The organism is Paraglaciecola sp. (genome assembly GCF_030730205.1).
Classification (GTDB): domain Bacteria; phylum Pseudomonadota; class Gammaproteobacteria; order Enterobacterales; family Alteromonadaceae; genus Paraglaciecola.
This window is the reverse complement of the sequence record NZ_JANQVQ010000074.1, coordinates 65,857-88,701: the sequence shown is the minus strand read 5'-3', so window position 1 is coordinate 88,701 and position 22,845 is coordinate 65,857. Positions and strand designations below refer to the sequence as shown.

Below are 22,845 nucleotides of genomic sequence, written 5' to 3'. Positions count from 1 at the left end.
AAAGCACCGGTGCAAGCTGTGTCTATGTTAGTGAATTCATAAATGTCTAGTTGAAAGGATTAAACTCGTATGTTCATGGCGGTATTCAAGCTCTCAATGGCTCCGCCACCTATAGCTTATAATTTCCCTAAACGATAAGAAAAGTAAAGTAAGAGATAGCTTGATTTGTTTGATTAGCTTGAAATGTTTACACTTCGCCCCGCGCCCATATAGCTGCAACGACCGATGGAAGGCGTGCAATTTTGAACGAATTTACCACACTAAGACAATTATCTAATCTACATGGAATCACTATGCCAAGAGCTCTACTCATATTTTTTGTTTTATTTTTACTATCTTGCTCTGACAACGCTGTTAATCCTGTTACGGGCTCTTTGGTGATGTTATGCAGTGACAAGAAAAATGAAGAGATATGTGACCTTACCCATGATGGTGCTATGTGTAGCATTCAAAGAGCCAACGCAACCCGTGCGCTCATTATTCAAAAAAATGAACAAGACGTAGGCAGTGCCTATCTTGCACTGAAAGAACTGGATAAATATAAAGGGTGTTTAGAAAACTCGGTCATTGCGCAAAATGTAAAACGAAAAGACGATGAAATTTCTCGGTTTACCACCTTGGCCAATATATCTTCATATCAAGATAAAATCGTCAGAGATACAAAAGGAGTGAGGCCTGAAATCAATTTGTGGCTTTATCAAAAAACTGGTAATCCGGATTATTGGGAATCAATGGTAAACGGCGTTGACATGGCTGACAAAGTACATCCAGACGTTTACACCGTGATGATGGCTGATGTGGCGCCACGCAGTATGGACAAAGCCAAAGAAATAGCTGATTTAATGTTGAGCCGAACCGATTTTTTAAACGACCTCAGTCCTGAAGTGTATGAATTTTATGTTTACTATTACCTCGATAGCGGTGACAACTTTAAATCGGCTATTTGGTACGGCTTGTTTGCTGAATATATTAAACAAAACCCTGGGATCAATAGTGAATACTATGGCCGTCATTTAAAAATGAAGGTAAACAGAATAAAGAAGGCACAAGATATTGTTGATGCTCTGGTGCTGAAGACCAACTGGACAGGCTTAAAAATAAAAGACATCCCCAACGGTCTTCTTTGAGGTCCCTTTAAGTGACTCTGTTAAATGCATGAAAAATATAATTTTTAATCCCTTTATTTGCGTTTTTTTGAATTAACTGTGCTCACACAAAGAGAGTTTGTAGTATGATTCGAACTAACAAGATGTAACATAATGTGTATCACAGCGATGTCACAGTTGCAGGTTATAAACACATTAGAAAAATCAAATTCTCTCATGTTGAATTTTAAGGTTTGCAATGTGGGCAGACGCTGTCATAACGTGATTTATGTGCCATTCTTATTTTATTAACTGACAAAAAGCTTTGAGGTACGACATGCTTTTGCGTTTATTTTATGCATTTATCTTGCTGGCAAATTGTGTGGTAAACCACGTAGCTGCAGATGAAATTAAAGCTGACTTCAGTGGATTCGCAACACTCGCAGCAAGCTACAGTGACGATCCTGATATGGGATTTGGCTCAAATTATATAAATAAAAATCGTGCTGGTTTCTCTTTAAGTCGTGAATCTATTTTAGGCGGCCAAGTTAATTTGTCACTAAATAGAAACTGGGATTCTGTGGCCCAAGTGGTACTGCAAGACCACGCTAATGAAGAATTCGATGGTTTTCTAGAGTTAGCCTTCTTGCGTTATCGCCCCAGTAGAGATTGGGCAATACGCGCAGGTCGATTAAACAGTGACCTGTACTTATTATCCGAATATCCTTATGTCGGTTACGCGTATTTATGGGCGCGTCCACCTCATGAGTTTTATTCTTTTGCTAGCGCCGGCGGTCATTTTGATGGACTAGATGTTGAATACACCCAAAGCGTTTTCGACGGTTTTTTGCGCTTAAAACTGGCCGCGGGGCAAACAACAACCAAACTCACCTCAGCAGGTGATAAATTTTATATTGATTTTGATAACCTGATTACCTTTAGTGCAAGCTATTCTTTAGAAGCTTGGACCTTAAGATTTTCAGCATCCAGAACCGACATTGGCGGCTATAAATTAGATTCAATGGCTCAGCTTATCGCTGCTTTCAGGGCGGTTCCTACAAGCTTGTGGCCACAAGCACAAAGTTTGGCTCAGTCTTATGACACCGAAGGAAAGACACTGTCATACGCTGCTTTTGGTGTTACCTACGACTACGACAATTGGTTAATTCAATCAGAAGTGGGGATTTCTGAATCACAGTGGTTGGTTTCTCCCTCTAATCTCAATGCCTATGTAAGCGTGGGTTATCGGTTTGGCGACGTCACTGTATATTCTGGTGTATCGATATCAGAAAACCGTAATGATGTGACCAATATTCCAGTGCCACAATTTCCGCCTGGTATACCTGAGCAAATTACCCTCCCTATTCAACAATTAGCTGTCATTGCGCAAGATGCCGTTGAACTACCTGTTGTACATCAGCATTCAATTAATATTGGGGCGAAATGGCACTTTTCAGATACTGTTGTGATAAAGGCACAAATAGACCATTTTGATATTCAGCCCTATGGTGGCGGCCTTTGGAGTAGAAGCAAACCAGAAGATGTAAAAATAGGGCATCGGGTTAATGTATTTAGCCTCAGCACGAGTTTGGTATTTTAATTATGAAAATACTCATCTTACTATTCAGTTTATTGTTTATCAGCTTTAGTGAAGCCAGAAGCCCGCAATTAGTTGTTGTGGTTAATAAAAATAATGCTATTGAAGCCTTGTCTAAACGAGAAGTCATCGATATTTTTATGGGCCGTTATTTAACCTTTCCTGATGGAGAAACAGCGCAACCTGTTGATTTGCCTGCCGCGACTGCACTCAAGAGTGATTTTTATCTGCAATTGGTTAATCGCGATGAGCAAAAAATTAATGCTTACTGGGCCAGACTCCTCTTTTCAGGTAGAGCCAAACCACCGGAAGCGGCTACATCAATTGAAGATGCCTTAAATAAAATCCAAAATTCGCAGTATTCAATTGCTTACTTACCCGAAGATCAGCTGACTGATGATGTAAAAGTGGTTTACCGGCTCAATGAAAATTAGTCGAAATTTATACGTTCGAGTTGCACTGTCCATTGCATTTGTTGCCGTGCTGGTGTCGATGATTTCGTCTGTTTTTTCTTATTACACCGGGCTACAAGAGAAAAAGAACACTAATTATTTACTGGTCCAACAGCTAGGACAAACCATCGCAAAAGGGGCCGCCATATCGGCCTATGTTGTGGATATTGAACTTGGTCAAGAGATAGTAAATGGTTTAGTCAGCAACGATCTAGTGAAAGGCGTCATACTCAAGGGTGAAGCCGCAATGCTTATCGAGGAGGGCATTGTTAACGGTCAACAAGACAGCATAGTGATTAACCTTTTTCATCCTTTCATCCCCGACAGTTCGGTCGGTACCCTGACACTTTTTCCAGACGATGTTTATATCCAGCATCAAGCGCAAAAATCAGTTAAAAAAGAAATAGGTATTATGCTCAGTCATTCTATCATTATTGCTTTTTTTGTTTCTCTTGTCGTGCATCGATGGCTAACTCGACCAATTCAAAACCTCACTGACAGTTTTGCCATGATAGATCCCAGCGTGCCTGAGACAATGCAGATGCTAAAAGTGAGATCTGGAAAGCATGATGAAATTGGCAAATTGACAGTAGGCATTAACTCATTGATGCAAGAGTTACATCTCACTATCAGTAATGAACGTGCTTTGCGCGAAAAAACTCAGGAATTAGAAAGTAAATTTAGGCTTATCTTTGAACAAGCCAGTGCGGGAATTTGCTTGTTAGATGAGCAAAATATGATTACAACCTTCAACCCTGCTTTTGAGCGTTATTTTACTGCGCCAGCGCAACAACGCTTAGCTTCACTGCACTTTCCTACCCTTCTAAATGATGTTGAGAAACTGCAAGAGTTGTTACACAGCATTCGACTTGATTCTACTAGCTCACAAATTACCCTTGATATTGAATGTCGCGTTGGCGATAAATCAATGTGGCTGCACTGCTTGTTTGCAAAACTAACAGATCAAAGAGCCATTGGTCGGGATAGCCAAAGTAATTTAGTTGAAGTGATTTTACACGATGTCACAGAGCGAGCTGAACGTGAGTTTCAGACTCGTTTTGAAGCCGATCACGACGCACTAACCCACTTGTTAAATCGACGCTCTGGTGAAAAAAAGCTGCATAAGGCTTTATTTGACAGCTTAAAAAAACAACACCATCTCGTTTTAATGATGATTGATCTTGATAAGTTTAAACCAGTCAACGATACCTTTGGTCACGAGGCAGGTGATAAAGTATTAATTGAAGTATCGCGTCGCCTCACATCCCGCTTCAATCGGGTATCAGATATTTGTATCCGCTGGGGAGGAGATGAGTTTATTGTAGGACGACAATTCGACGAGTTCGATCACGAACTCGTCAAGCAACAAGCCAATGACGTTCTTAGCGATATCATGAAGCCGATTTATATTACTGAATACGAACAATGTGAGATTGGCGCCAGCATTGGCATTGTCGTTGGCCCCCAACATGGCAAAGTACTACACGAACTGATGGTTAATGCTGATAACACCATGTATCAGGTAAAAGACAAGGGTAGAGGGCAAGTGGCCTTCTACCAAAAGCCCTATTAATTTTGGCCTTGTCTCAGCCTAATGTAATTTAAGTTTACTGCCAACAAATTTGCTCACCTGACGACTTAACATGCCCACAGAGCCTTTAATATAACCATTAACAGCAAACTGATGCATGCTGTACAGAGAGTTATAAACAAAACGTGCCATATGTCCTTCAATAAACATACTACTGTTCGACAAATTACCCATTAAACTGCCTACGGTGCTGTATTTGCTCAAATGAATGAGAGAGCCGTAATCATTGTAAACATAGGCTTTCAATGATTTTCCAGTCATACACGCCAATATATTGTTATACACCGTATTAGCCATTTGATGGGCAGATTGGGCTCTGGGTGGCACCCAACGTCCATCGGGTTGTAAACACGCGCAACAATCGCCAAGCACGTAAATACGCTCATCGACTGTGCTTTGTAATTGTTGATTAACCATAATTTGTTGCAGTTTATTGGTTTCAAAGCCCCACGACAAAACTGCATCAGGCGCTTTAATGCCTGCAGCCCACACCATTAGGTCGGCCTCGATTAGATGTTCATCTTGAGTCACAAATCCTGTTTTTTCTGCGCGAATAACTCGCGTATTTTCCAAAACTTGAACCCCAATTTTTTCTAATGCTTGTTTCGCCGAAGCGGCAATTCGTTCAGGCAAGGCAGGTAAAATACGCGGCCCTGCTTCAATAATACTCAGTTGTAACCTTTTAGCAGAGAGACTTGTCATGCCATAGGCATTCGCTAAATTTGCCACATGATGCAGTTGCGCCGCGAGTTCCGTACCGGTCGCCCCGCCGCCTACAATACTTACTCTGAGTGGGGCCTGGGTTTCACTCACGTAATTCAATCGTAAAAACTGATTAATGAGGGCTTTATGAAATTGTTCGGCTTGGGCTAGCGAGTCTAAAAAGAAGCTATACTCCCTCACGCCAGGCGTTCTAAAGTCATTGCTCACACTGCCCAGCGCCATCACTAAATTATCGTACTCAATATCTCGTTGCGGCAATATTTCATTGCCTTCTTCATCAAGCAATTGGGCTAAGGTTAAACGTCTTGCTTCGATATCAAGGGCGACCATTTCGCCTTGTTGAAACTCATAGTGATGACTACTGGCATGAATTCGATAATCCACACCATCAGAGTTTTTGTCAATGACACCCGCTGCGACTTCATGCAGTAAGGGTTTCCATACATGGGTCCGTTGTTTGTCAACTAAGATGATTTCCAGTGACTTGCGCTTTTTGGCAAACTTACTCAATTTGGCTACTAATTCTAGGCCACCCGCTCCACCGCCAACCACTACAATACGCTTCACTAGGTACTCCTTCCCATTTGGCCGTGAATGTTAATGTTTATATAATGCAATATTGGTAAATTACTGCAAGTCCTACTGAAAGTCCTGCTGCGCCTCTGACTCAAAAGTAGGCCTGCAAACTGCGAGTGTGAAACAAATCTTCTACTTGATGAGGCATGGCTTTTAGTTGGTTTAATTGCGCATAAACCAGCTCTAAGGTAGCCATCGCGTCATCCAATGCATTGTGCACTGGCGCTGGGGGAAATTGATAACGATGGCGACAATCAGGCAAAGTAAAACTATGGCGACTAAACACCGCCTGAGAACGTTCCATGATGTATTTTTCAAGTCCTAAGGTGTCCAAGGTTAACAGGCCATTGTAATCCATCTGCCGCTGCGTCAGTTCACGCGACAATATCTGCATGTCTAAGGGCGCATGATGAAACACCCAAAGATGTGAATGTAACATCGAGTAAAGTTGTTCAAGCGCTGGCCCTAGTTCGTTTCCCTGAGCGATATGTTCCGCCGTAAGGCCATGGATAACTGGGCTTTGCTGTAAGTCTGCTGGGGTATTTACCACTTGATAAAATGCACTATTTAGGTCTATTTGCCCATTGATGCCGGCCACCCAGCCAATAGAAGTAATGGCTGCTACGTTGGTGTCAAGAGAAGTGAGCTCTAAATCAATAGCCAATAGTGGAATATCTTGCCACAGGCGATTTTGCCAGTGCGCAGGGACGCGCCTACCCATTCCCAACCAATGTTTGTGTTGGTTCCACCAGCCCATCTAACTCATTTCTCCACAAAATTTCAGCAAGGCCCCTTGCTGTGCTACCTGAATAGCTTGAAAAGCGGCCTTGAGTTGATGTTTTTCGATAGCAGAAAGATCTTTGATTAAAATACTGCTGTCGGTCACCTTATTACTGACTTGATGGCGCCAACGTAAGCGATTTAGAAATAACCAAATATCTCGTAAATTATCCGCATCCTTTTTGGTTAATCCGCCGTCTTCGGGTAAATTAGCTAAGCGGCTTAAGGTGCTAGGCATACTTAGCTGGGCACCTAAGGCATAGATGCGTACCAAAGAGTTAATAATAACCACCGCACCTCTTTTTAAGTTAATCGCCTCTTCAGACCCCTTATCATAGGAGAAACGTTTAAACACCGATAAGGGCACATGCAAATCATTCACTTGCCTAGCTAACATGGCTAAAAAACGGCTTTGTTTAAAGAGAGGGCTTCGGGCTTGTTGTAATTGTTTGTACAAACTAACGTTACCTGCCACCGGACGAACATCAAGAAAAATATTAAAACTCAACAGCGCCTTAGGCGTAGGTGAATTAACCCAAGTATGTGCCTCGTTAATGGCCTGTTCTAAGGATAAACGCAACTCTGGATTGCTGGCCATAATATTGCCTGTACATAAGGCAATACCGCATTTATTTAAGCCCTTACACACGTAATCAGACAAATCAGCAAAGTACTCTGACTCTTGCTCATTCGGTGTTCTGGCTAACAGCAAACCGTTATCTTGATCAGAGCCCATGGTTTGGTCTTCTCGAGCTTGCGAACCATACACCAGCCAACAATAGTCAAAAGGCGCTTGGCCCTTTTTCTGCTGATAAAAATCAATGAGCTTACGGGTCATGATATCGGTGGCTTGTGACAGTATTTTACCTGCCACATCAAAGTCCCCCAAACGTTTAGCATGGGTTGAAAAATACTGCGGTAACTGCCACGACAAGCGACTGAGTTCGTATAAACTTTGCGCTTTCATTAACTCACCGATAATAAACAATACGTTTGCTCGCTGATAACGCAGCATATCGGTGGCGGTCACTAAACCAATGGGAATTTGTTTATTGCGTTCGACTATTGGCAAATGATGAATGTTTCTTTCAGTCATTAAACACAAAGCATCAAATAAGCTGTGCTGTTGCTCAATAAAACAAGGGTTAGGGGTCATAACTTTAGATACTGGCTCTTGGGTATCAAAGCTAACGGCAACAACCCGATTACGAATATCCCGGTCGGTAAGTATGCCCACCAGCTGCTCTGAGTCATCAATAAAATCAGTGATCATCAAAGTGGATACTTGTTGCTGAGCCATTTGCTGCACGGCTAATAAGATAGGCGTATCTTGACGCGCACTAACGAGTTTATCACTTAGCACTTCAGATAAAGGTTTGTGTAACCAAATAGAATTAGAATCATCAATGGCTTGGTTATGCAGTGTTTGCTCTTTGTAGGCTTGAAAAAATATTCGCAGTTCTTGGTGTTCGTCCAAGTAGTGTTGAAAAATAGCCTGAGGAATAACATACACTAAACCAGGGTGGTTTATGGTCAAAAATTCAAGGTTAAATATGCCTTGCCTAGCTACTGCCTCACCAAAATAGTCACCTTCGCTTAAGTAACTTTGCACACCATCGGGCTCTTGAACACTAAATTGGCCGGATTGAATCAAAAACACACTGTGCGGGTTATCAGCCAGTAATGCTTTAGCATTTTGCACCGTGAGATAAATCACTGAACAATGTTTGGCTAAGTGCGCTAAACGATCCAGTTTTAATTTATCAAAGGGTGCTGATGAAGTTAAAAAACTAATGACTTGTTGAGGTACGGCGTGCATGGACTTTGACCTTTTTTCTTACTTTGCAGCGACTTAACCAAGGTGGTATATCACTAAATTAAGCTGTAGTTTTACATAGGCGATGAGGCTTTTGCTACGATTACCTGCGCCATTTCGGCCCCATAAAATCATTTTGACAAAAAAGTGTGTGCTATAAAAAAGCCTGATTAACATCAGGCTTTGGCTTTGAAGCGAGTTTACACTGTCATTAAACTCTAACTGGCACGAGTCACAGTTTTCGCCCCAACCTTCATGTGGGCATGCCTTGAAAGGCCAAAACCAGCAAACAATTTACACCAAATAGTCGTACCTGCAACAGCACTCCAAGTACTGTAATCAGCAGAACCCGTTACCACCAGATAAATAACGTAAACCAACATCCCACCCGCTAAAGCATTGATTAATAATTCGACGGTAGCAAATTTTTCGGGCGCTGCTGGAGATTGACCGTGTTTTAGTGCCACTTCAGAGAAATCTCTTTTAAACCCTATCCGCCATGCTCTTCTTAACCAGAAAAAAGACATGGGAAACAGCGCTAAAAATAAGATCCACGTTAATGCAACACTGACATCAAAACCCATATAATTCCCCTTAAATCGACTGGCGCATGCCCATGGCAAGCGGTTTAATTAGCAGCCTTGCTAAGCGAGCAACAAGGCTTTCGTGTTTATCTACTTACGTGAATTGACAGCATCCTTGCAGAATCAATCCAACGTCATTTTACTTAGTGTGCACCATCCACAGATTTAGATCCACGTGGTATACGCACCGCCTCTACCATTGCTTGAATGTGCTCTGGCGGCTCTTTAGTGAACTTATCGACCACAAAAGCCACTGCAAAGTTGACCATTGCTCCCACCGCACCAAAGGCTTCTGGTGTAATGCCAAAGAAGCTGTTAGCGCCACCAATCATATCTAAGTAGTCTGTGCCTTTAACAAAGAACAATCCTTTGTGAGCAAACACATAAAACAGGGTAATAAGCAGACCAGCTAACATCCCCGCAATCGCACCTTCTTTGTTCATCTTTTTACTAAAGATGCCCATCATAATGGCAGGGAACAACGAACTCGCCGCAATACCAAAGGCTAGAGCGACCGTACCCGCGGCAAATCCCGGCGGATTGAGACCCAACCAGCCAGCAATTAAAATTGCCACCGCCATAGAGACCTTACCGGTTAACAGCTCATTTTTGTCGCTGATATTGGGCACAAAAATATTCTTAATTAAATCGTGTGATACCGCTGATGAAATCGCCATTAACAAACCCGCTGCCGTCGATAACGCGGCGGCTAAACCACCCGCTGCAATCAAGGCAATCACCCAGTTTGGTAATAACGCTATTTCAGGGTTGGCCAGTACAATGATGTCTGCATTCACTGTCAGCTCATTACCTTGCCAACCGGCCTCATCAACCTTCGCTTTAACGGCTTCGTCAGTGGTTTTATCATTATAATACTGGATACGACCATCAGCATTTTTGTCTTCAAACGATAGTAAGCCGGTTTTTTCCCAGCGTTTCATCCAGTCAGGGCGCTTTTCAAATTCCAAACTCGCATCTTTAGCAAAGACATCCACTTCACCACTCACAACGCCTGGCGTGACGGTATTGAGTAAGTTCATTTTAGCCATTGCTGCCACTGCTGGTGCTGTGGTGTATAAAATTGCAATGAAAACTAAGGCCCAACCGGCAGAAGAACGCGCATCTTTCACTGTGGGTACAGTAAAGAAGCGCATAATGACGTGGGGCAAACCCGCTGTACCTATCATTAATGATAAGGTGTACATAAACATATTCAGTGTACTACCAGGTACTGACGTGGTGTATTGCCCAAAGCCAAGCTCAGTCACGACACTGTCTAACTTAGCCAACAAAGACACATCCTGACCGACTAAATCTGAGCCTAAACCAAGTTGTGGAATAGGATTTCCGGTGAGTTGAAAAGAAATAAACACAGCTGGCACCGTATAGGCCAAAATCAGCACAATATATTGTGCTACTTGGGTGTAAGTGATGCCTTTCATGCCGCCAAATACCGCGTACATAAATACTATGCCCATACCGATGTAAATACCCATTTCACTGGTTACGCCTAAGAAGCGCGAGAAGGCCACCCCCACTCCCGTCATTTGGCCAATAATGTAAGTCAACGATGCGGTTAACAGACATACCACCGCCACGGTGCTGGCACTCTTAGAATAGAATCTGTCGCCAATGAATTGCGGCACGGTAAATTTGCCAAATTTTCGCAAATAAGGTGCGAGCAACATGGCTAACAAGACATAACCACCCGTCCAGCCCATTAAGAATAAACCGCCTCCGTAGCCCATGCTCGATATCAAACCGGCCATTGAGATGAACGAAGCGGCTGACATCCAATCTGCGGCGGTAGCCATGCCATTGGCAACAGGATGCACACTGCCTCCGGCTACGTAAAATTCACTAGTAGAGCCAGCTCTTGCCCAAATTGCGATGCCGATATACAGCAGAAAGCTAAGGGCAACACCGATGTAAATAGTTGTTTGAAGTTCCATGGTTTAGTCCTTAGTCTTCGTGCACGTCAAAGCGCACATCTAGCTCGTTCATTTTCTTTTTGTAATAGAAAATCAACGCAATAAAAATGTATATTGAACCCTGTTGTGCAAACCAAAATCCTAAGGGGTAACCCCCAAGGCTAAAGTTATTCAGAAAATCGGCAAACAAAATGCCGGCACCAAACGACGCAAGGAACCAAATAACCAGTATTTTGCCTAGCAGAGCGAGTGTTGCACTCCAATATGCATGACTACTTTGGTCATCTTTCATGTAAACCTCCTAAAAATGATGTTAATTGACACAGGTGTTTTCCATCTAAGTGTTGCTATTGCGCTCAACTCTAGACTTTTATAATGGATGATGAAATGCGACCATGGTCGTAGGTTGCAAAATAGTTAATGATGTTAAAATTAGTGGCACGACAAAACAGGTTAAAAAGATTAATCACCAATAAATGAAAAAGACTAATACTGCTAACAGAGGACGTTTTTGATGGGAATAGCATGGGTTGTCATCGCCTTAACGTATTTGTTAGGACTGTTCGCACTGGCGCGTTGGGGTGAAAAAAACAGCACCCAAGCTAAACGCTTGAGTAATCATCCTGCAATCTATTCATTAGCCTTAGCTATCTATTGCACCGCGTGGACCTTTTATGGCTCTGTAGGTGAAGCAACGCGCACCAATTGGAATTATTTACCCATATTACTTGGCCCTATTTTGCTGTACCTGTTTGGATATCGGTTTATTTATAAATTGGCTTTAGTCAGCAAAAAGCAGCACATCACAACCATTTCAGACTTTATTTCTTCTCGTTACGGCAAAAGACAAACCGTTGCTTTAATGGTGACCCTTATTGCCCTGTTGGCCACCATTCCCTATATCGCCTTACAACTTAAAGCCATTGGCTCTGCGTTTATCATCTTGTCGGGACAAGTAAACGGCCAGTTAGTTATCTTTTTGTCTGCGGTCGCCATTGCTATCTTTTCTATATTTTTTGGTACTAAAAACACCGATGTAACTGAGTATCGCCGAGGGTTGATGTTGGCCATTGCGTTTGAATCAACGATCAAGCTACTCGCCTTAGTGGTTGTGGCAATCGTCGGGGTGGTGTTATGGAAGCAACAGACTAGCGACTTTGTACTAAGCTCGCTGACCAACAACGACGCTTTAGCCACCTTTCACACCAGTTCCTTTTGGGGACAAACGCTTATGGCGGCGGCAGCGGTGATATGTTTACCGCGGCAATTCCACGTCGCTATTGTTGATAATTTAAGTTTGGATCATCTTAAAACCGCGCGCTGGCTGTTTCCGCTGTATTTAACCATTATTGCTATTACTATCCCCATTATCTCATTAGCGGGGCAAAATCTATTTGCGCACACGACTATCGAGCCAGATACCTTTGTCCTGAGTATTGCCGTTTTATCCGATAGCTTTGTCATGCAGTGCTTGGTGTTTATTGGTGGTTTATCTGCTGCCACCGCCATGATCATTGTGGCGACGCTCACCTTGAGTACTATGCTAACCAATGATGTGATTATGCCCAAATTGTTAGCAAACACTCACTTTGACAAAAACAGTGTCGATTACACTAACAAGATCTTGCATATTCGCCGGTTGGTGATTGGCGCCATTTTATTGCTGGCGTTTTTTTACCAACAACAAATCGCTGATGCCAGCCCCCTTTCCTCTCTCGGTTTACTCGCATTTTCCTTAGTGGTGCAACTGCTGCCTTCTATAGTTGGCGGCTTGTATTGGAAACGAGGCCATGCCCACGGCGTGTATGCGGGTTTTATCGCGGGTATCGGATCGTGGATTTTATGGTTGATTGTCCCCTGGCTTGATTCTGGAGTGGCCAAGACTAATGTTTTGCAATCTGACGACATCACCCAAGGTGCGATGCTTAGCTTGGCCTTTAATACCATTGCCTACATTGTTTTTTCCCTTCTTGCCAATCAGCGCCTAGCAGACAAAATTCAAGCCTTAGCCTTTGTTGCGCCTAAAGAAGCGCTCACCCCTCGAACCAAAAGACGTTTAGGAAAAACCCAAGCCATTGATTTACTGACCTTAATGAATACTTTTTTAGGAGAGAGCCGTTGCCAACATTTGCTTTGTGATTATGAGTTAAATTTTGCAACCAAGGTCGAGCCATATGAACCACCGGATCAAGACTTTTTGGCCTTCTGTGAGCGGGCCTTAGGTGGGGTACTCGGCGCCTCTACCGCAAAAGCGCTGTTAGACAGTGCACTAAACGGGCGAAAATTAGATTTCGAAGAAATGGCTAATGTATTCGATGAAACCACTCAAGCCATGCAATTTAATATGAGCGCTTTGCTTGTTTCGTTGGAAAGCATCGATCAAGGTATCAGTGTGGTGGACAAGGAGCTCAATCTGGTGGCCTGGAACAAACGCTACATGGACTTATTTGACTATCCAGACGAGCTTATCACCATTGGCACGCCTATCGAAAAACTGGTGCGCTACAACGCCTTGCGGGGTGAATGTGGTGTAGGCGATATCGATGATTTGGTTAATAAACGCTTAGAACATATGCGTTTAGGTCACGCACACCGCTTCATTCGTCAACGCAGCGATGGCAAGATGATTGAAATGGTTGGCAACCCGTTACCCGGTGGCGGCTTTGTTACCAGCTTTAGTGATGTGACTGAACATGTCGAAATTCAAAAGGCATTAAAAGACGCCAATATCGACCTGCAAATTCGCGTGCAAAAACGCAGTGAAGAAGTGCAAGCTATCAACGCCGAGCTACACAAAGAAATTGCCCGACGAGCTGAATTAGAGGTGAAACTGACCAAGGCAATGAAAATAGCAGAGCAAGCAAATCGCAGTAAAACGCACTTTTTAGCTATGGCCAGTCACGACATTTTGCAGCCCCTTAACGCCGCAAAATTATATTTATCAGCCCTTAATGAAATGGCTAAACCTGATGAAGTCGACGCCATCATAGAAAAGCTCAGTGAAAGCATTGACTCAAGCGAAACCTTGATTGGCACCTTGTTAGATATTGCTCGGCTTGACCAAGGTGGCTTACAGGCCCAAATGGGGCTGCATTCATTTGTCGAAATAGTCAGTCCATTGATAGATGAAACCAGAATGATGGCGGCTAAAAAGAATCTGAGGCTTAGAGTCAGAGTCGCCGATGTTTGGGTCAATACCGACCGCACCTACCTATTCCGCATCGTCCAAAATTTATTATCAAACGCCGTTAAATATACCGATTCGGGGCACATACTGTTTAGTGCACGCAAGCGCAATGGCCAGTTGCTGGTGCAAGTTTGGGACAGTGGTTTGGGCATCTCTGATGAACAGCAAAAACAGGTGTTCAATGACTTTTACCGTGTAAGTAATAATAAGGAACACGGCGTTGGTCTGGGTCTAGGCGTGGTATCGCGTCTTGCTGAAAAAATTGATGCCAAAATCACGCTGAGCTCAGAACTGGGTAGAGGCAGTGTGTTTGGTTTTTCTTTGCCCTTAGGCACTGCACAACACAAGTCGGTGAGCAGCGCACCTCGCTCAATTAGTAGTTTTAGTAATTTGGTGGCGCTGTGTATTGATGATAAACAAGAAAACTTAGACGCCATGCAAACCTTGTTGTCTAAATGGCAAATTAAGTCACTCATAGCCAACAACGTTGAACGTGCAAAACAGCAGTTTGACCATGCTAAGCCACACGTATTACTGGTTGATTATCAATTAGAAGATACCCTCAATGGTATTGAGCTTATTGGTTTATTGCGCCAACACAGCGGCACGACTATTCCAGCGCTGTTGCTCAGTGCCAATCAAGAGGATGAAATCAAGCAATTATGTTTAGACATGGACATTGTGTATCTCAGTAAACCTATTAAACCTGCACGTTTACGGGCTTTTCTATCCAGCGTGGTGAGCAACTGACAACAAGGCTCAGCTATGTTGTAAACTGGATGAATTAAGCTGTAACTGTGAGGCAATTAAGACCGCTTGGGTACGATTATTAATATTGAGCTTTTTGAAGACGGCCGTGATATGCGCTTTCACCGTTGCTTCTGCTATTTCAAGTTCGTAACCAATTTGTTTGTTTAACAAGCCATCACGTAACAAACACAAAACCTTATACTGGGCAGGTGTCAAACTTGATACTTGTTGAGCCAACTGACTGAAGGCTTCGTTCATTTCAGTAACACCAGAGGGCATCGAATCAGGTAGCCATAGGTCACCTGCTAGCATCGTGCGCACCGCCTGAGCCAATTGTTCAGCACTACTGGTTTTAGGTACAAATCCTAAGGCGCCCGCTTGCATTACCTTAGCCACGATGTTGATGTCTTCCAGACCGGAAATAACGGCGACCGGCAAATCTGGGAATAACTTACGAATATGGATCAAACCAAACAAATCGCTACTGCCTGGCATATGTAAGTCAAACAAGAGTAAATCCACTTCGGTGGTCGTTAAACAGTTAACGGTTTCATCTAAGTTACTTGCTTCGAGTAAGTTTAATTCATCGATATTCTTGGATAATGCGCCGCGCAACGCATCACGATAAAGCGGATGGTCATCGGCTACCAACAATGTGATCATACTGTTACCTAATTGTTACAAACATAGCGATTAGCCATGTTAACAAGAGTGTTGCTCAGTGCCTATCGTTGTATGGCAAAAATAAAAAAGGAATGCCAAAACATTCCTTTTTGCGTTAATGGGCCTGCTAAATCTAGCGATTTAGGCGTTTTTCAATTAGTGCTTCGACCACTGACGGATCCGCAAGTGTAGAGGTATCACCCAAGTTCTGATGTTCATTAGCAGCAATTTTGCGCAGGATACGGCGCATAATTTTTCCAGAGCGTGTTTTAGGCAAGCCACTTGTCCAATGAATTAGATCAGGTGTTGCAATGGGACTTAACTCTTTACGAACCCAATTTCGGACTTCAAGAGTCAGTTGCTCGGTCACTTCTATTCCTTCAACGGGGCTTATGTAAACATAAATACCCTGACCTTTTAAATCATGAGGATAACCGACTACTGCAGCTTCAGCGACCGCAGGATGAGAAACCAAGGCACTTTCAATTTCAGCTGTACCTAAGCGATGTCCAGAGACATTGAGTACATCGTCTACGCGTCCCGTGATCCAAAAATACCCGTCTTCATCACGTCTGGCACCGTCACCCGTAAAATAACTCCCCGGATAAGTACTAAAATAAGTTTGTACAAACCGTTCATGATCGCCATACACCGTGCGAGCTTGCGCTGGCCAGCTGTCTTTGATGATTAAGTTTCCTTCACAGGCCCCATCAATTTCGTTACCTTCGTTATCCACCAAGGCGGCTTGTATACCAAATAAAGGCTGTGTGGCGGAGCCCGGTTTTAAATCTGTCACACTGGGTAAGGGTGAAATCATCATGCCACCCGTTTCAGTTTGCCACCACGTATCCACAATAGGACACCGCCCCTTACCCACCACTGAGTGGTACCATTGCCATGCTTCAGGATTAATGGGCTCGCCCACTGAACCTAATAAACGCAAAGATTCGCCACTAATACCTTCGGCTGGGAATGTGCCGTGTGCCATCAAAGCGCGAATAGCCGTTGGGGCGGTATACAATATATTGACCTTGTGCTTGTCAATGATCTGCCCTATCCGTCTTACATCGGGATAAGTAGGCACCCCTTCAAACAATAAGGTTGTTGCGCCATTGGCCAAAGGACCATAAACCATATAACTGTGTCCGGTGATCCAACCTACATCCGCCGCACACCAATAGATTTCGCCAAGGTGGTAGTCAAATACATATTTATGAGTCATCGCGGTATATAGCAGATAGCCCCCCGTTGTGTGCACTACCCCTTTGGGCTTGCCGGTCGAGCCTGATGTGTACAAAATAAATAGCGGATCTTCAGCATTCATTACTGTGGGTTCACATGTCGCTTCGCAGTCAGACACTAAGTCATGCCACCACACATCATTTGCTTGCCATTTAACGGCCCCGCCTGTGTGTTTAAAAACCACAACATGTTCAATGGAGGGACAATCATGGGTAGTGAAGGCCTCGTCCACATTGGTTTTTAAGGGCACAACTTTGCCTGCCCGTAGACCTTCATCTGCTGTGATCAACACTTTGGCATCGCAATTTTCAACTCGGTCTGCAATGGCATTCGGTGAAAATCCCGCAAAAATAACAGAGTGAACCGCACCAATTCTGGCACACGCCAACATGGCGTATGCCGCTTCAGGGATCATCGGCATGTAAATCGCGACTCTATCGCCTTTTTTAACGCCGAGCTTTTTTAAACCATTGGCAATTTTACATACTTCGTCATGCAATTTTTGGTAGCTAATTAAACTATGGGATTGTGGGTCGTCACCTTCCCAAATAATCGCTGTCACATTGCCGCGACTCGCTAAATGTCTGTCGATACAGTTGTAGCTAAGATTCAACTCACCGTCTTCAAACCAATTAATATGTACATTATGACTATCAAAAGAGGTATTTTTAATGCGTGTTGGCTGTTTGTACCAATCAAGCATCTTTGCTTGCTCTGCCCAAAAAACATCGGGTTGTTCAACTGATTGCTTATACATACGCTGAAACTCTGCAGGCGTAAGATGTGAGTTTAACTTGGCCTGCTCAGGCACTGGATAAAGTGTAGCTACCATAATGTTCCTCTATTTCCATACTATTTTCGATGTACTATACCGCGAAACCACTAAGATAAAATCAGACTTTGGTCTTAGCTCCCCCAACGAGATTCGTCCGTTCAAATCATCTCAAGCACTGAGCTCACCTAAGACTTAAGTCTAATAGACTATTTGCTAATACTTAATTGCTTTTAAGTGGGTCATTATCTGTCATGTTCAATTCAACAGTGAGAAATTTACATGAATAAGTCCGCTTCCATTTATTACGCTGCTTGCCTATCAAGCCTCAGTTTTTCAGCCTTTACCACTGCTTCTGTTTTAGAATCCACTGACGTAGGTTTTAGTGGCTACCTTAAGGCTGACGCTATCGTCAGCGACTACAGCGATGGAACACTTGGCTCAGGTAACGTTGGCCGAGACTTTTATATTCCTGGCTTAACACCGGTTGGCGGCGTCAAAGAAAATGCCCAATTTGATGCGCATATTCGACAGTCTCGTTTTCGTTTCACTACCAATACCGCCTTAAGCTCAGGAGACAAGCTGGTAGGTGTATTAGAGTTTGATTTTCAAACCACCCCAGATGGGAATGAAAGAGTCAGTAATTCCTACGAGCCGCGTATTCGCCATGCCTATATTCAATACAACAATTGGTTAATCGGTCAAACGTGGTCAACCTTTCAAGATGTGAAAGCCTTACCAGAAACTCTGGATTTCATCGGGGCGACTGATGGTACTATTTTTGGTCGTCAAACCATGGTGCGTTATTCAAACAAGGGGTTTGCCATTGCATTAGAAAACCCCGAGTCCACGATTACTCCTTTTGGCGGCGGCGCGCGCATCGTGAGCGACGACAGTACTGTGCCTGATTTAGCTGCCAGCTACACCATGAAGCAAGATTGGGGCTATGTGCAAGTATCAGGTTTATTACGCGAACTGAGCTACGTTGACCAACAAAATGGCGCTGATATTGACACCAGTACCGCAAGTTACGGCATTAGCTTAACCGGCAAAGTCATGTTAGGCCAAGACGACATTCGTTTTATGCTCAATAGTGGCAAAGGTTTAGGCCGATATATTGGCTTAAATACCGTGAATGGCGCGGTACTAGACAGCAATAATAAACTACAAACTATTGATGTAACTGGCATTGCAGTGGCCTATCGCCATCTTTGGAACGAACAATGGCGCAGTAACCTAACTTACTCTGCCCTTGACGCGGATAACGATGTGAGTTTAACGGGCGTAAATACCACCCAAAAAACATCGAGTGTTCGTCTGAACTTACTCTATTCACCTACTAAAGAGCTCACGTTCGGTGGTGAATACAGCAAAGCCACTCGTGAATTAGAAAGCGGTGCTGATGGTGATATGGACCGCTTACAATTTTCTGCCATGTACAGTTTTTAAACTAAAGGTAACAACATGCCAGCAACGAGTGGCATGTTGTTATGATGCAGCAATTAGTTGAGTACAGGCCCCTCATTATATATTTCCACTCGATTACGCCCAGTTAACTTGCCTTGATACAAAGCTTGGTCGGCTTGTTGCAGTATTGTCTGTGCACTTTTTCGCTTGGGCACTGTCACACAGCACAAACCGATTGTTACCGTGACCGTGATGGCACTGCCATCTGGGCCCGCAATACGCAGCAAAGCAATATTGGCTCTTATTTTTTCAGCAATGTTGAGCGCGTTGTCAGCGGCTACATTATCTAATATAACCAAAAACTCCTCTCCGCCATACCGCCCAACATCATCAACCCCTTGTCGTATGCTGCGCTTAATACTCTGGGCAACGGCTTTTAAGCATTCATCTCCTAATAAATGCCCATATTTATCATTAAATTGCTTAAAGTAATCCACATCAATCATCAAAACCGCAATGGGCTGTGTATGTGCGGCAACAAGTTTACTTTGCAGTATTTGCATAATACTGCGCCTGTTAGCGATCGTGGTTAAGTCATCTTCAAAGGCCTGCTGAATAAGTCTGTGCCTCAACAAGCGATTGATGCGGTCAAAATACATCACAAAAGTCGCACTAATAATGATGGCAAACGACACCCAAATAGCTCTCGAACGACTTTTCTGTAAAGACACCACTTCATTGGTCAAATCTGGCAAAGCGTCTTTCAACAGTAATAGGCTAAAAATCAACACAATCATGAACGCACTTATCCACCACGACACTTTACTGTTTGACATTAGCGCCAAGGGGATGGGGATCATAGGAAACAGCACGACAAACTGGCTGTTCACGCCACCCGAAATGACCACTAAAGGGACAAGGGTAGTAAAACAGCCGACACAGACTAAAAGCGCATGCCAGCGTGCCGGTTTAGTGCGGCTAACCACTGCATACATCACCCCATAAAGAGCAGAATTAAACAGGCCCATATAGGTAAAATAATCATTTTGCTTAACCACCAGAGGTACAAAAATGGTGGCAAAAAGAACGACCACAAATAAAATCAGTAAGGTCGCTTTCACCATTTGATGGCGTAAATCAAGTGTTTGCACGTTTTCCTAAAACCTTAACCATACATAAATCGATTGTACTAATTAATTATATAAAAAACAGATTTTAGTCTTTTTGTACCAAACACCTCTGTTTTTTTAACCGAAGACTAAGGCTAACAACCTTGTTATATAAGGATAAAGCATCAAACCATCATAGAATTTAAAAATCAACAACGCCGATTTTGTTGCATTGAAATGCCGAATTTATCTTAGCTTTTCTGAAGCAGCGTGGGTTAACATCATTAACATTGTGTTAACTTTTGTGTAAGTGAATAAACGGACGGTGGTTTTATATGGCAACAAGCAAAGTACGCATGGGCATGGTTGGTGGCGGCCAAGGCGCTTTTATTGGCGCAGTGCATCGCATGGCGGCCAATTTAGATGGCCAGATTGAGTTAGTTTGTGGAGCCTTCAGTTCAGATCCGCTAAAAAGTGCCCAGTCAGGTGCTGAGTTATTTATTCAGCCACAGCGTTGTTATCCATCCTATCAACAGATGATGAATGAAGAAGCCAAGCTCCCTGCCGAGCAACGCATGCAATTTGTCGTAATCGTTACGCCCAATCATCTGCATTTTCCGGTCGCAAAAGCGGCGTTAGAAGCTGGCTTTCATGTACTCAGTGACAAACCAGCCACCTTTGATTTAAACCAAGCGCTAGCACTGGCCGATGTTGTGAAAGAGTCAGGCAAGCTTTACGGCTTAACTCATACCTACAACGGTTACCCTTTAATTAAACAAGCAAAACATTTAGCCACCAGTGGTGCTCTAGGCAAAATCACCAAAATTGTAGTGGAATATAGTCAAGGGTGGCTAGCCAACAAAGACAATGATGGCGGCAAGCAAGCTGCGTGGCGCATCGACCCTAAGCAAGCGGGTATCAGTTGCTGTATGGGTGATATTGGCGTGCATGCAGCGAATCTTGCAGAGTATGTAACAGGTGCAAAAATCACCGAAATGTGCGCTGATTTAGGTTCGGTAGTGCCTGGCCGGTTGTTAGACGATGACGGCAGTATCTTACTTAGATTTGATAACAAGGCCCGAGGCGTACTGTTGGCCAGTCAAATATCAAGCGGTGACGAAAATAACTTACGTTTGCGAGTTTATGGCGACAAAGCCAGCCTAGAATGGTCGCAACTTGAGCCAAACAGCTTATGGCTCAAATCTAATAGTGCCCCCACTCAATTAATTCGCACCGGAGTAGGCGAAATGTGTGCTGAAGCGCAAGCCGCCACGCGCACCCCTGCCGGTCATCCAGAGGGTTATTTAGAAGCCTTTGCCAATATTTACCTCAATTTTGTAAACCAAATTCGTGCCTTTGAAAACAAGCAAACTGCCACTAATGCCTTATTTGATGTGCCAGGTATTGATGAAGCCATTCGAGGCATGGCATTTATTGAAAACAGCGTGCTAGCCAGTGAATCTTCTGAAAAATGGCTACGCTTCACCACGACAGCAAAAGTTTAAGGACTCATATCATGCAGAAAATTCAAGGCCCAGGCATATTTTTAGCGCAATTTGCCGGCGATGACAGCCCCTTCAATAGTTTCCCCGAAATTTGCCAATGGGCCGCGAGTATTGGTTTTAAAGGGATTCAGATCCCTTCTTGGGACGGACGTCTATTTGACTTAAAAAAAGCAGCTGAAAGCCAAACCTATTGTGATGAGATTAAAGGTATTGCCGCAAGCTATGGCCTAGTGATAACAGAACTATCGACCCATTTACAGGGGCAGTTAGTGGCCGTGAACCCCGCCTATGACACGATGTTTGATGGCTTTGCTCCAGTCGAGGTACACAACAACCCGAAGGCGCGCACAGAATGGGCTATTCAACAAATGAAATACGCGGCCAAAGCCAGTCAGCGATTGAGCTTGACTAGCCACGCAAGTTTTTCTGGCGCATTGTTATGGCACACGTTTTACCCTTGGCCGCAGCGACCTGCTGGTTTAGTTGAGCAAGGTTTTGCCGAACTTGGCAAACGCTGGTTGCCCATCTTAAACGCCTTTGATGAAGCAGGTGTGGATGTCTGTTACGAACTCCACCCTGGTGAAGATTTACATGATGGTGTGACCTTTGAACGCTTTTTAGACAATGTGGGGCAGCATAGCCGCGCCAATATACTCTATGACCCAAGCCACTTTGTATTGCAGCAACTTGACTACCTTGCGTTTATCGATATCTATCATGAACGCATCAAAGCTTTTCATGTCAAAGATGCAGAGTTTACGCCTTCTGGTCGTGCAGGTGTGTACGGTGGTTATCAATCATGGATTGACCGGCCAGGACGTTTTCGTTCTTTGGGCGACGGTCAAATTAATTTCAAAAGTATTTTTAGCAAACTGACCCAATATGACTATCGCGGCTGGGCTGTGATGGAATGGGAATGCTGTATCAAGCACCCCTTAGATGGCGCAGCAGAAGGCGCTAAATTTATTGCTGAACACCTTATTCGTCCCACTGAAAAAGCGTTTGACGATTTTGCGGGTCAAGGTGAAGACCTTGCATTAAACAACAAAATACTCGGCCTTTAACATAAGAGAAA

Annotated in this window: 17 protein-coding genes; 8 read left to right on the top strand and 9 right to left on the bottom strand. The window is 43.6% G+C overall.

Annotated features, from left to right (window positions below; all coding sequences use genetic code 11):
- Window positions 1-293 precede the first annotated feature (293 nt).
- The 4 genes from NWQ57_RS06575 to NWQ57_RS06560 all read left to right on the top strand — a co-directional run bounded on the left by NWQ57_RS06575 (window position 294) and on the right by NWQ57_RS06560 (window position 4,707).
- Window positions 294-1,127, top strand: a complete 834-nt coding sequence (locus tag NWQ57_RS06575; RefSeq protein WP_306021340.1) for a DUF2989 domain-containing protein — start codon at window positions 294-296, stop codon at window positions 1,125-1,127.
- Between the two features lie 295 nt (window positions 1,128-1,422).
- Window positions 1,423-2,685 (top strand): hypothetical protein, encoded by a 1,263-nt coding sequence (locus NWQ57_RS06570; protein WP_306021339.1) that lies wholly within the window; start codon window positions 1,423-1,425, stop codon window positions 2,683-2,685.
- A 2-nt stretch (window positions 2,686-2,687) separates the two neighbouring features.
- Window positions 2,688-3,116, top strand: coding sequence for a hypothetical protein (locus NWQ57_RS06565; protein ID WP_306021338.1), 429 nt, complete (start codon window positions 2,688-2,690; stop codon window positions 3,114-3,116).
- Window positions 3,106-4,707 (top strand): sensor domain-containing diguanylate cyclase, encoded by a 1,602-nt coding sequence (locus NWQ57_RS06560; protein ID WP_306021337.1) that lies wholly within the window; start codon window positions 3,106-3,108, stop codon window positions 4,705-4,707. The genes NWQ57_RS06565 and NWQ57_RS06560 overlap by 11 nt, the downstream gene beginning before the upstream one ends.
- Window positions 4,708-4,725: 18 nt before the next feature.
- Here the strand turns inward: NWQ57_RS06560 and NWQ57_RS06555 are convergent, their stop codons facing one another.
- The 6 genes from NWQ57_RS06555 to NWQ57_RS06530 form a co-directional block, all read right to left on the bottom strand.
- Entirely contained in the window at window positions 4,726-6,015 is a 1,290-nt protein-coding gene (locus tag NWQ57_RS06555) for an NAD(P)/FAD-dependent oxidoreductase (protein WP_306021336.1), read from the bottom strand.
- Between the two features lie 100 nt (window positions 6,016-6,115).
- Window positions 6,116-6,745 (bottom strand): 3'-5' exonuclease, encoded by a 630-nt coding sequence (locus NWQ57_RS06550; protein ID WP_306021335.1) that lies wholly within the window; start codon window positions 6,743-6,745, stop codon window positions 6,116-6,118.
- Between the two features lie 36 nt (window positions 6,746-6,781).
- Window positions 6,782-8,623 (bottom strand): DUF294 nucleotidyltransferase-like domain-containing protein, encoded by a 1,842-nt coding sequence (locus tag NWQ57_RS06545; RefSeq protein WP_306021334.1) that lies wholly within the window; start codon window positions 8,621-8,623, stop codon window positions 6,782-6,784.
- A gap of 215 nt (window positions 8,624-8,838) precedes the next feature.
- Entirely contained in the window at window positions 8,839-9,204 is a 366-nt protein-coding gene (locus tag NWQ57_RS06540) for a hypothetical protein (RefSeq protein ID WP_306021333.1), read from the bottom strand.
- Between the two features lie 143 nt (window positions 9,205-9,347).
- Window positions 9,348-11,156 (bottom strand): sodium:solute symporter family protein, encoded by a 1,809-nt coding sequence (locus NWQ57_RS06535; RefSeq protein WP_306021332.1) that lies wholly within the window; start codon window positions 11,154-11,156, stop codon window positions 9,348-9,350.
- Between the two features lie 10 nt (window positions 11,157-11,166).
- The gene (locus NWQ57_RS06530; protein WP_306021331.1) at window positions 11,167-11,427 is read right to left on the bottom strand and encodes a DUF4212 domain-containing protein; all 261 of its coding nucleotides are present in this window, start codon (window positions 11,425-11,427) and stop codon (window positions 11,167-11,169) included.
- A 222-nt stretch (window positions 11,428-11,649) separates the two neighbouring features.
- On the opposite strand from NWQ57_RS06530, the gene NWQ57_RS06525 reads away from it, so the two are divergent.
- Window positions 11,650-15,072 (top strand): PAS domain-containing hybrid sensor histidine kinase/response regulator, encoded by a 3,423-nt coding sequence (locus tag NWQ57_RS06525; protein ID WP_306021330.1) that lies wholly within the window; start codon window positions 11,650-11,652, stop codon window positions 15,070-15,072.
- Between the two features lie 9 nt (window positions 15,073-15,081).
- Here the strand turns inward: NWQ57_RS06525 and NWQ57_RS06520 are convergent, their stop codons facing one another.
- Window positions 15,082-15,735: a response regulator transcription factor gene (locus tag NWQ57_RS06520; protein ID WP_306021329.1), complete on the bottom strand. Its 654-nt coding sequence runs from the start codon at window positions 15,733-15,735 to the stop codon at window positions 15,082-15,084.
- Between the two features lie 133 nt (window positions 15,736-15,868).
- Window positions 15,869-17,809, bottom strand: coding sequence for an acetate--CoA ligase (gene acs, locus NWQ57_RS06515; RefSeq protein ID WP_306021328.1), 1,941 nt, complete (start codon window positions 17,807-17,809; stop codon window positions 15,869-15,871).
- 222 nt (window positions 17,810-18,031) lie between these two features.
- Here acs and NWQ57_RS06510 point away from each other — a divergent pair, with 222 nt between their 5' ends.
- Window positions 18,032-19,198: a DcaP family trimeric outer membrane transporter gene (locus NWQ57_RS06510; RefSeq protein ID WP_306021327.1), complete on the top strand. Its 1,167-nt coding sequence runs from the start codon at window positions 18,032-18,034 to the stop codon at window positions 19,196-19,198.
- 53 nt (window positions 19,199-19,251) lie between these two features.
- On the opposite strand, the gene NWQ57_RS06505 is transcribed toward NWQ57_RS06510, so the two are convergent.
- Entirely contained in the window at window positions 19,252-20,307 is a 1,056-nt protein-coding gene (locus tag NWQ57_RS06505; protein ID WP_306021326.1) for a GGDEF domain-containing protein, read from the bottom strand.
- Between the two features lie 293 nt (window positions 20,308-20,600).
- On the opposite strand from NWQ57_RS06505, the gene NWQ57_RS06500 reads away from it, so the two are divergent.
- A complete protein-coding gene (locus NWQ57_RS06500; protein WP_306021325.1) occupies window positions 20,601-21,770 on the top strand; it encodes a Gfo/Idh/MocA family protein in 1,170 nt (389 codons plus the stop codon).
- 11 nt (window positions 21,771-21,781) lie between these two features.
- On the top strand, window positions 21,782-22,834 hold the full coding sequence (locus NWQ57_RS06495; RefSeq protein ID WP_306021324.1) for a sugar phosphate isomerase/epimerase: 1,053 nt from the start codon (window positions 21,782-21,784) through the stop codon (window positions 22,832-22,834).
- The last annotated feature ends 11 nt before the right edge of the window (window positions 22,835-22,845 follow it).